This is a genomic window from Aeromonas sp. S41-2 (assembly GCF_027705845.1).
Classification (GTDB): Bacteria; Pseudomonadota; Gammaproteobacteria; order Enterobacterales; family Aeromonadaceae; genus Aeromonas; species Aeromonas hydrophila.
On the sequence record NZ_JAPDCG010000003.1, the window covers coordinates 163257 to 173497 of the forward strand.

Annotated in this window: 9 protein-coding genes and 2 tRNA genes; 8 read left to right on the forward strand and 3 right to left on the reverse strand. The window is 65.2% G+C overall.

Going from position 1 to position 10241, the window contains the following annotated elements:
* Positions 1–118: 118 nt before the first annotated feature.
* Both OKC44_RS08720 and OKC44_RS08725 read left to right on the forward strand, forming a co-directional pair.
* The gene (locus tag OKC44_RS08720) at positions 119–880 is read left to right on the forward strand and encodes a tRNA-uridine aminocarboxypropyltransferase (RefSeq protein WP_029301009.1); all 762 of its coding nucleotides are present in this window, start codon (positions 119–121) and stop codon (positions 878–880) included.
* A 207-nt stretch (positions 881–1087) separates the two neighbouring features.
* Complete coding sequence (locus OKC44_RS08725; protein WP_011706235.1) at positions 1088–1867, forward strand: TSUP family transporter; 780 nt, start codon at positions 1088–1090, stop codon at positions 1865–1867.
* Between the two features lie 84 nt (positions 1868–1951).
* Here the strand turns inward: OKC44_RS08725 and OKC44_RS08730 are convergent, their stop codons facing one another.
* Complete coding sequence (locus OKC44_RS08730) at positions 1952–2806, reverse strand: LysR family transcriptional regulator (protein WP_270812301.1); 855 nt, start codon at positions 2804–2806, stop codon at positions 1952–1954.
* Positions 2807–2863: 57 nt separating this feature from the next.
* Positions 2864–3775 (reverse strand): DMT family transporter, encoded by a 912-nt coding sequence (locus OKC44_RS08735; RefSeq protein WP_270812303.1) that lies wholly within the window; start codon positions 3773–3775, stop codon positions 2864–2866.
* Between the two features lie 167 nt (positions 3776–3942).
* Between OKC44_RS08735 and OKC44_RS08740 the strand changes: the two genes are divergently transcribed.
* The 4 genes from OKC44_RS08740 to OKC44_RS08755 all read left to right on the forward strand — a co-directional run bounded on the left by OKC44_RS08740 (position 3943) and on the right by OKC44_RS08755 (position 7658).
* Complete coding sequence (locus tag OKC44_RS08740) at positions 3943–4830, forward strand: helix-turn-helix domain-containing protein (protein WP_270812305.1); 888 nt, start codon at positions 3943–3945, stop codon at positions 4828–4830.
* Between the two features lie 61 nt (positions 4831–4891).
* Complete coding sequence (locus tag OKC44_RS08745; protein ID WP_254902163.1) at positions 4892–5014, forward strand: hypothetical protein; 123 nt, start codon at positions 4892–4894, stop codon at positions 5012–5014.
* A 77-nt stretch (positions 5015–5091) separates the two neighbouring features.
* Positions 5092–6729 carry an ATP-dependent endonuclease gene (locus tag OKC44_RS08750; RefSeq protein ID WP_011706231.1) on the forward strand — a complete coding sequence of 546 codons (1638 nt, stop codon included), beginning with the start codon at positions 5092–5094 and terminating at the stop codon, positions 6727–6729.
* A gap of 209 nt (positions 6730–6938) precedes the next feature.
* A complete protein-coding gene (locus OKC44_RS08755; RefSeq protein ID WP_029303116.1) occupies positions 6939–7658 on the forward strand; it encodes a hypothetical protein in 720 nt (239 codons plus the stop codon).
* A 70-nt stretch (positions 7659–7728) separates the two neighbouring features.
* Here the strand turns inward: OKC44_RS08755 and glgX are convergent, their stop codons facing one another.
* Positions 7729–9792, reverse strand: a complete 2064-nt coding sequence (gene glgX, locus OKC44_RS08760; RefSeq protein ID WP_270812306.1) for a glycogen debranching protein GlgX — start codon at positions 9790–9792, stop codon at positions 7729–7731.
* A 196-nt stretch (positions 9793–9988) separates the two neighbouring features.
* On the opposite strand from glgX, the gene OKC44_RS08765 reads away from it, so the two are divergent.
* Together OKC44_RS08765 and OKC44_RS08770 are read left to right on the forward strand one after the other, a co-directional pair.
* A tRNA-Met gene (locus OKC44_RS08765) sits at positions 9989–10065 on the forward strand.
* Positions 10066–10161: 96 nt separating this feature from the next.
* Positions 10162–10238 (forward strand) — tRNA-Met (locus tag OKC44_RS08770).
* Positions 10239–10241 lie beyond the last annotated feature (3 nt).

Genomic DNA, 10241 nt, shown 5'->3' on the forward strand with positions numbered 1-10241 from the left:
TATAGAGAGGCGTGGCCTCCCGGCTTGCCCCGGATGGGGGGCCTTGCTGCGCGGTGGACGGCTCGTTACAATCTGCCCCCTTTTTGTCCTGCCACAGGCATCGCCAGAGCCGCGTTCCATGAAGCCAATTCCCGATCACGCCGTCAATCGCCTGCGCATCTGGCGCAAGAGCGTCTCGACCCGACCCTTTCTCGCCCGTGGCGGCAGCGTGCCGCGCTGCGAAGCCTGTCAGCTGCGCCACGACTGGTGTGCCTGCGAATGGCGCCCCGAGCTCAAGGCCGAGGCCGGCTTCTGCCTGCTGATGTACGACAGCGAGCCGATGAAGCCCTCCAACACCGGCCGTCTCATCGCCGATGTGCTGCCGGATACCACCTGGGCGTTTCTCTGGTCGCGTACCAAGCCCCATCCCGAGCTGCTGGCCCTGCTGGCGGATCCCGTCTGGCAACCCTATGTGGTGTTTCCCGCCTGCGAGAAGGAGCCGGCCCGGCTCACCTCGGTGGTGACCCCGCTCCCAGGCAAGAAGCCGCTGTTCATTCTGCTGGACGGCACCTGGCCCGAGGCGCGCAAGATGTTCAACAAAAGCCCCTATCTGGACGGCTTGCCGGTGCTCTCCATCAAGCCCGATGCGCTCTCCACCTATGGCATGCGGGTAGCGCACTGCGACGAGCACCTGTGCACCGCCGAAGTGGCGGCCTGCGTGCTGGAGGTGGCCGGCGAGCTGGCGGCGGGACAGGCACTGCAGCTCTGGTTCAATCTCTTCAGCAGCCGCTACATGGCGGGCCGGGTCAGCCGGGCCCCCGGCGAGGATGAAGCTCATCTGCAGCAGGCGCTGGCCGACATCAAGGGCAATGAGGCGACCTGTGCCCCCGATGCTGCCTGAGCAGGGGGGTGAGGGAGCCGGCATGCTTGCCAGCCGTTTCACAGGGATGATTAATTGATGAAAATCAGGAATCAATTGCCTGCCACTGTTTCGTTAGCTTCATGAGCCAAGCCCCATTAGGATAGCGACCAGCGTTGTTCATCAGGCTCATGGCGAGCCTGCGCCGTGCGGGCCCTTGCCGGCCCCGTCAATGTTGTGAGGCTATGGATGGAATTGGAACTGTTTACCCTGCTTGCCCTGTTCGGCGTGGCCCTGGTGGCCGGCTTTATCGATGCCATTGCCGGCGGGGGCGGCCTGCTGACGGTGCCCGCCCTGCTCGCCACCGGCATGCCGCCGGCGCTGGTGCTCGGCACCAACAAGCTGCAGAGCAGTTTTGGCTCCTTCTCCGCTACCTGGTTCTATGCCCGCAAGGGGCTGCTGGAGTGGCACATCATCTGGCCAGCGGTGATCTGCACCTTCATCGGCGCGGCGCTCGGCACCCTGGCGGTGCAGACCATCGACGCCGCCATCCTGGAGCGGTTGCTGCCCTTCCTGCTGATGGCCTTCGCCTGTTACTTCTTCTTCTCTCCCCGGGTGAGCGATGCCGAGAGCTCCCGCCGCCTCGCTCCCATGGCGTTCGCCCTGCTGGTGGGCGGCGGGGTGGGCTTCTATGACGGCTTCTTCGGACCGGGCACGGGATCGTTTTTTGCCATCGGTTTCGTGGCGCTGGCAGGCTTTGGCATGGCGCGGGCCACCGCCCACACCAAGCTGCTCAACTTCACCTCCAACATCGCTTCGCTGCTGTTTTTCGCGCTGGGGGGCAAGGTGGTGTGGAGCGTCGGCTTCTGCATGGCGCTGGGCCAGTTCATTGGTGCCCGTTTCGGCTCGAAAATGGTGCTCAAGCAAGGGGTCAAGCTGATCAAGCCGCTGCTGGTGACCGTCTCCTTGCTGATGTCCGCCAAGCTGGTGTGGAGCCAGTACCCCGAACTGTTTGCCTGGCTGGGGTAAGCGCTTTTCGCTGACAACGACAGTCATGGCTGTCTACACAAGGGGGCCCGATCAGCAAGATCGGGCCCCCTTGCATTGTGGCGTTCAGCCGGCCAGCGGCTGGAAGTGGGCTTGCAGGGCCTGCACCAGCTGGGCGATGCGTACACGCTTGAGGCTGTTTGGCCGATAGACCAGGTGCAGCGGGCGGGCGAGCCCGGCGAGGGGGCGAGCCTGGGTCCCCTGTGCGCCGACCAGCGCCAGCAGGCCGGCCGGCAGCAGCACAGGGCCGATGCCGGCCTTGGCCAGCTCGATCAACGCCAGGTAGGAGTCGAGCTCCATGGCGGGGATGAGGCCAAGGGCCGCCAGCGGTTCGCGCAGGTAGCGGTTGGAGGGGTTGTCCAGGTCCATGGTGAGGATCTGGCGCAGCCCTTGATCGGCGTTTTCCCCCTCGCGCTGATCGCCCTCCACCAGATAGAAGGGCTCCTCCAGCAGCAGTCTGGCCTCAAGGCCATGGCCCGGTGGCAGGCGCCCGGCGCAGATGCCGAGCAGGGCATCACCGCTGCGCACCCGCGCCAGAATGACCGGGGTATGGTGGGTGGAGAGGGCGAGGTGGGGATCTTGTCGCAGGTAGTCGTGCATGAAGCGGGCGAGGTAGCCCGCCAGCAGGGTCTCGGAGCAGGCGACGGGCAGGGGAGTCAGGTCGGTGAGGGTCTGGCTGTCGGCCAGCACCCCCTTCATCTCGGCGAGGCTGGGAGCGACCCGGGCCAGCAGCTCTTGTGCCTGAGGGGTGAGCCTTATCTGGCGCCCGTCCGGTTCGACCAGCTTCTTGCCGAGGCGCTGCTCCAGCTGGGCGATGCGCTTGCTCACCGCCGACTGGCTGATATAGAGCCGGCTGGCCACCTTGGCCATGGTGCCTTCGCTGGCCAGCAGGCAGAGAGTCTCCAGCCCTTCCAGTAACATATCGCCTCCCGTCATCTTCATAGGAAGGCGTTACCTTAGGGGCTGGCGGGGTTGGGATCAAGCATCCTTCGCCGCCCTGACGGGGCGCAGGCGCCACTCCCGCAGGGGCGGTGCGAAGATCACCAGGTTGCCAAGCAGGCTGATCATGACCCCCACCACCGACACCGGCTGCCAGACGAACCCCTCGTAGAAGGTGGAGAGCGTCAGCGCCACCAGGGGGAACAAGACGGTGGCGTAGGAGGCCTTGCTGGCGCCGATCCGCCCAACCAGAGTGAGGTAGGCGGTGAAGGCGATAACCGAGCCGAACAGGGCGAGATAGACCATGGCCGCCAGGTAGTGACCGTCGGTCGGGATCACCAGCTGCTGGCCGAGCAGGGTGACCCAGCCCAGCAGCAACACCACCCCGTAGACCATGCCCCAGGGCACCAGCTGCAGCACATGGTAGCCCTGGCGCTGGCCGCGGGCCGAGACCAGGTTGCCGAGCGAGAAGCAGAGGGTGCCGCCGCAGGCGAGCAGCAGCCCCTTCCAGCCGTTTGCACCCAGTTGCGCATCCGCCAGCACCGGCCAGAACAGCAAGAGGGTGCCAAGGAGCCCCAGCAAGGATCCTTGCAGCCAGCGCAGGCCGGGTCTTTTCCCCTCGAACAGCCAGAGGTTGAGGCCGTTGAAGATGCTGGCACTGGCGAAGATCACCGCCGACAGGCCGCTCGGAATGTAGAGGGTGGCGTGATAGAAGCAGAGAAAGTTGGTGGAAAAGAGCAGGCCGCCGAGCAGGGCGGCATAACGCTGACCCGCCCAGGGCAGGCGCGGGAAACGGCCGCTGGCGGTGAGCAGGGCAAACAGCGCTAGCGCCGCCAGGGCGAAGCGATAGAGCACCGAGACCTCGATGGGAATGGGGCCAAGCTGCCAGGCGATGGCGATCCAGGTGCTGCCCCAGATAAGGACGGTGGCAAGATAGAGAATCAGATTCATGGGGTATCCGGTGAGATGACAACGACATGGGATCAGCATGCAGGGGGCGGTGGCGGCGGGCTTACACCATCTTGCGGTTTTTTGCGGGCAGCCGCAGCCTTTGCCGCCGCGCCGCGTTAAGATGGCGCACAAGGGCCATCAGGCAAGCAACAAGAGGAACGGAGCGGGTGCTGCAGACTAAGCCGGCGGGAGTATTCGATGCACTGGTCAGCACGGGCGCGCGACTGGAGAACGCCTGCTGGCTGGAACCCGGCCTTGGCGTTGCCAGCTGGCGCAACTGTTACGATCAGACCCGCTACCACAAGCCGGGCCACCATACCCTGAGCGTCTACCTGCAGGGGGGCGAGCAGACCGAGCGGCTGGACGGCCCGGGCGGCCACGGCGGCACCGGCAAGGTGTGCATCATGCCGGATCACCACAGATCCGAGTGGCTGGTGCGCGAGGAGTTTCGCTTCTTCCACCTCTACTTCACCCCGGCCCACCTGACCCGCATCGCTGAAGAGGTGTGCGACAAGGAGGGGCGCCACCTGCTGCTGGAAGACAAGACCTTCATCGACGATCCCAAGGCCGCCACCCTGGTGCAGGGCCAGCTGATGCAGCTGGACTGGCAGCACCAGGTGGATCGGATGGCGCTCTCCCACGGTGCCTGGATGCTGATGTTGCACGCCTATCGCCACCACACCCGGGAGGCGCCGCCCCTGCCCGAGGTGCGTGGCGGCCTGGCGCCGGCGGTGATCCGGCGGGTGCAGGAGTACCTGCTGGCCCATCTGGCCGAACCTGTCACCCTGGCCGAGCTGGTGCAGGAGGCGGGCCTGAGCGAATACCACTTCGCCCGCATGTTCGGCCAGAGCCTGGGTTGTCCGCCCCATCGCTACCTGCTGGGGCTGCGGCTCAAGCGGGCCAAGCAGCTGCTGGCCGGCGCCGACTCCCTGGCCAGCATCGCCATCCAGTGCGGCTTCTCGTCCCAGGCTCATCTTGGCAACCGCTTCCGGGAGGCGTTTGGTCTGACCCCAGGCCAGTGGCGCAGCCAGCTGTCATCCTCCTGTCACAGATAGGCGGCAGATTGGTTGGCAACGAGGAGGAGCCTCGTTCCTTCAACCTGCACAGGAGTTGCCCTTGAATCATCGCAAACGTCAGACCCGTACCCGCCACCTCTGGTTCAGCCACTGGAATGCCCCTCAGGGCCGCCTTGGCATGCCGACCCCGCCCGAACCGCTCGTTCCTCACAGTTCCCGCTGAAAATCGCCACGACCCGATAGGATTTTCCCGACAACTTTGCCACTATTGCGCCATCAGGATGGACTGGATATGGCCGCATGTTTCTGGAACGCATTGAAGTCAAAGGTTTTCGCGGAATAAATCGCCTCTCGCTCGGGCTGGACAACACCACAGTGCTTATCGGCGAAAACGCCTGGGGCAAGTCCAGCCTGCTGCGCGCCCTCTGGTGTCTTCTGGGTCAGGATGCCGAGCCCTATCAGTTCAGCAGCGATGACTTTCACCAGCCCGAAGACCCCGAACTCGAGCCGGCCCGCCACCTGCAACTGGTGCTCACCTTCAGCGAGCACAGACCCCAGATGTGCCTGCACTCCCGCCGGCTGGCTAGACTTGGTGCGGCCTGGGTCAAGCACAAGGACAAGTTTCACCGCATTCACTACCGCGCCAGCGCCGAACTGCAGAGTGACGGCACCGTCACCACCACCCACGACTTTCTCGACGGCATCGGCAAGAGCCTGCCCATCGACGATGCCCATGAGCTGGTCTGCCTGCTCATCACCATGAACCCGGTGTTCCGGCTGCGGGATGCCCGCACCGCCCGCAACGGGGTGGAGACCCTGCAGTGGGGGGATCTCTCCGAGCACCGGCTGAGCGAGCTGGCCGACAAGCTGATCGACGAGCCTCAGCGCATCGGCGAGCCCGAGCTCAAGGAGGCGTTGCAGGCGGTGCGCCAGCTGATGGATCACTACTTCAACGCGCTGGCCCCCATCAAGAACAAGCCGCGCAGCCAGCGGGAGATCGTCAATCGCCCCATGACCCTGCGCAACCCCGGCAACCTGCAGGCGCTGCTGCGCAATGCCGACAATCGGGCGCTGCAACTGGCGATGGCGGGCATGGCGGCCACCCTGCTGCAGGCGCGGGGCAACCGGGAGCTGGAGCAGGGGGCGCGCCCCATCATGATCCTGGAAGACCCGGAGAGCCGCCTGCACCCCACCATGCTGGCACTGGCCTGGGGGCTGCTGGAGCAGCTGCCGGGGCAGAAGCTGCTCACCACCAATTCGGGGGACCTGCTCTCTTCGCTGCCCCTCAACCAGATCCGCCGGCTGGTGCGCCGCCAGCAGGACATCGTCTGCCATCAGCTGGGGGGCGAGCGCTACAGCAGCGACGATCTGCGCAAGATAGCCTTCCATGTGCGCATCAACCGCCCCATGTCGATGTTTGCCCGCTGCTGGCTGCTGGTGGAGGGGGAGACCGAGATCTGGCTGCTCTCCGAGCTTGCCCAGATCTGCGGCTACAGCCTGCGGGCGGAGGGGGTGCGGATCATCGAGTTCGCCCAGTGCGGCCAGTCTCCGCTTATTAAGGTGGCGCGGGATTTCGGCATCGAGTGGCATCTGCTCACCGACGGCGACGAGGCGGGGGTCAAGTACGCCACTTCGGCCCGCTCCCTGCTCAAGGGGGAGCGGGAGCGGGATCGTCTGACCCAGTTGCCGGCGGCGGACATAGAGCACTACCTCTATCACAACGGCTTCGAGGCGGTGTTCCGGCGTGAAGCCGGCGTGGGGGGGCGTTCGACCCTCAACGCCGGGCGTATCATCAACAAGGCGATTCATCATCGCAGCAAGCCGGGCATGGCGCTGGCGGTGGTGGAGGAGGCGGAGCGACTCGGCGGCGAGCACATTCCGCCGGTGCTGCGCCAGATGTTCGCCCGGGTGGTGGCGCTGGCCCGCGGCCAGGGCTGACCGCTGTCGGCCCTGGTCGCAGCGGATGGCGAGGGCCTTGAAATCTTGGCAGGCAAGGCGGCCGGCGCCCGTTGCCGATGCCTGATTGCCACTGATCAATGACGGACGCGCTCCTGGCAGGGATTGGGGATGGCGGCGGCTTTGGGTATACTCGGCCCCTTCATCCGGCGCCCATCGGCGCGTTCTGAATCCTTGCTGCTGGAGGCGTCATGTTCGTCCAACTCCCTTTTTGGCTCTTTCCCCTGACTGGCCTGATGGCGCTGGGGGCCCTCATCGCGCTGGGCCTGGTGCTCTGGCGCGGTGATCTCTGCCCGGGCCAGCGCTCGCGGATCACCACCCAGCTCTTCTCGGTCTGGGTGATCACCGGCCTCTCCCTGATGCTGGCGGTGGAGGCCAAGGCGGCCGACTGGCTGATCTGGAGCGGTGCTGCCGCCCTGATCCTGGGGGTGGTGCTGTCGCTGGCCCAATCCAGGCTGGAGGGCAAGCGCGCCATTCCCGCCACGCTGTTCTGGCTGCCGGCCATGCCGCTGCTGGTCTATGGCATCGGCTTGCTGCAGATCCAGGGCTGGCTTGGCGGTCTGCTGCAGATGGTGCTGCTGGGGGCGGCCTTTGCCCATTTGATGTTGCTGCGGGCCCGTCACCGCCTGCAGGCGTTCAATACCCTGCTGCCGCTGGCCGGGCTGGTGGCCGCCATCCTGAGCCTGCTCTGGCTGGCGGTGCTGGTGGGCTGGCAGGGGAGCAGCGCCAGCCTCGATGCGCTGATCCCTGGCGTGCTGACCCAGGCTGCCCTGCTGATCGCGGCCTTGCTGCTCTGGTTCAGCCCGCTCTATCGCCAGCAGGAGACGGCGCCGGTGGTGGTCTCCACCGCCCTGTGCGGCCTCATCATCGCCCAGCTTGCGGCGACCAGCGTGCTGCACCAGCTGGCCTGACAGACTGGCGTCATGAAAAAGCCCACCCCGGTTGCCCGGGGTGGGCTTTTTGCTGGCCGCAAGCCACCTCTTAGTAGAAGTCGTCGGCGCCGCAGATGAAGAGGCAACTGCTGCGCGGCTGGGCCAGGTACTCCCGGGTCAGCCCCTCCAGCGGCATGCCGAAGGTGCTGATGTCCTCGGGCGAGGGCAGGGCGGTATCCAGGATCCGGCGCCAGTAGCCACCGACTCCCTTGGGGGGGCTCGGCAAGTTGAAGGTGAGCGGTTCCCAGTAGGCGTTGAACAGCACGTAGAGGGCCAGCCTGGTTTCGCTCGACAAAGCCGACATGGCGATGGCGTGGGAGTGGGGGCTGAAGTCCGGCTGGGCGGCGTTGACCCCGTGCCAGCAGATCTCGCTGTGGCGCAGGATCTCGGTCAGCGACAGCGGCATGCTCTCCTGCTCCGGGCGCTGGAACAGGTGCTTGCGATACTGGATCAGCTCCTTCATGAAGCGGAACATCTCCTGGCCCATGACGTCGGGCTGCCACTGCATCCAGCAGGTGTCGTTGTCCTGGCAGTAGCCGTTGTTGTTGCCGTGCTGGGTGCGCAGCACCTCGTCCCCCATCAGCAGCATGGGGGAACCCACCGAGAGCAGGGTGGCCACCATCATGTTCTTGGCCTGTCGCAGCCGCAGGGCGTTGATCTGGGGATCCTCGCTCGGTCCCTCCTGGCCGTGGTTCCAGCTGAAGTTGTGATCGCACCCATCCCGGTTCTGCTCGCCGTTGGCGTCGTTGTGCTTGCCGTTGTAGCTGGCCCAGTCCCACAGGGTGAAGCCATCGTGGCAGGTGACGAAGTTGATGCTCTTCTCCGGATCGGCGTGATGGTAGTGGTAGATGTCCGGGCTGCCGCACAGCCGCTCCACGAAGGGCATCACCGCATTGTCATCCCCGCGCAGAAAGCGGCGCACGTCGTCCCTGAACTGGCCGTTCCACTCGCGCCAGCGGGCGCCGGCCAGGCTGCCCACCTGATAGAGGCCCCCCGCATCCCAGGCCTCGGCGATGAGCTTGATGTCGGCGATGCGAGGATCGGTATCGATGGTGCGCAGGGTCGGCGCATTGGCCTGGGGCTGGCCCGACTCGTCCCGCGACAAAATGGCCGCCAGGTCGAAACGAAAGCCGTCCACGTGCATCTCCTGGCGCCAGAAGTGGAGGCTGTCCATGATCATGCGCAGCACCACCGGGTGGGCACCGTTGAAGGTGTTGCCGCAGCCCGAATAGTTGGTGTCCTTCTGATTGGCGTCGAGGATGTAGTAGGCCTCGTTGTCGATGCCGCGAAACGAGAAGGTGGGGCCATCGTCGCCCCCCTCGGCGGTGTGGTTGTAGACCACGTCCAGGATCACCTCGATGTTGGCCCGGTGCAGCGCCTTGACCATGTCGCGAAACTCGGTGAGGGGATCCTCGCCGCTGGCGTACTGGGCGTGGGGGGCAAAAAACGACATGGGGCTGTAACCCCAGTAGTTGGAGAGCCCTCTGGGGGAGTCCTGGGGATCGAACTGGAACACCGGCAGCAGCTCGACCGCGGTGACGCCGAGGGATTGCAGGTAGGGGATCTTCTCGATGAGTCCGAGGTAGGTGCCGCGCAGGGCGGGGTCGACCCCTGAATTCGGCGACTTGGTGAAGCCCCCCAGGTGCAGCTCGTAGATCACCGAGCGGGAGAGGGAGTGGGCGGGCAGCTTGTCCCCCTCCCAGTCGTAGTGGCGGGTGTCCACCACCCGGTTCTTGGCACACTCCGCCAGGTTGCTGCCGGGGCGGGCCGCCGCCCAGCGATCGTAGTTGGCACCCAGCTCGATGCTGCGGCCATAAGGGTCGAGCAGCACCTTGTCCGCATCGAAGCGGGTGCCGTAGTAGGGGCGCCAGGGGCCCTGGATGCGATAGGCATAACGTTGACCGAGCTCGATGCCCTCTATATGGATGTGCCAGTAGTAGGCGGTACGGTTGAGACGGGGTGACAAAGGGATCACCTCAGGGGTAGCGTCGTCGGCACTGGCGAACAGCAGCAGTTCGACCCGGCTGGCGAGACGAGCCCAGATGGCGAAGTTGACGCCGTCGTGCTCGGGTGTGGCCCCCAATTGACGGCAATGACCGGCGGAGATGCGCATGATAAACCTACCCAAAACGAGGAGTTACAAACCATCTGAGTGTAGTGCGCCAAGCTGGCCCCAAACCTGCTTGTCTGAAAAATCGGCGCTCTGTTGCAAATTCCTGCGATTTGTGCTGGTTTAATCTTCGAATGAAGTTTTTTTAGGATATTTACTTGCAATCTGAGCGCCGGCGCCTATTATTGGCGACCTCAGACGCGGGGTGGAGCAGCCCGGTAGCTCGTCGGGCTCATAACCCGAAGGTCGTCGGTTCAAATCCGGCCCCCGCAACCAACTATTTGTATCCATGGCAAGCGCTAGCGCCTGCGGTGGAGACGAAGACAGCAAGGGGCAACTGCTCTGTCTCTTGTGGTGGCAGTACAATTCGGACGCGGGGTGGAGCAGCTCGGTAGCTCGTCGGGCTCATAACCCGAAGGTCGTCGGTTCAAATCCGGCCCCCGCAACCAACT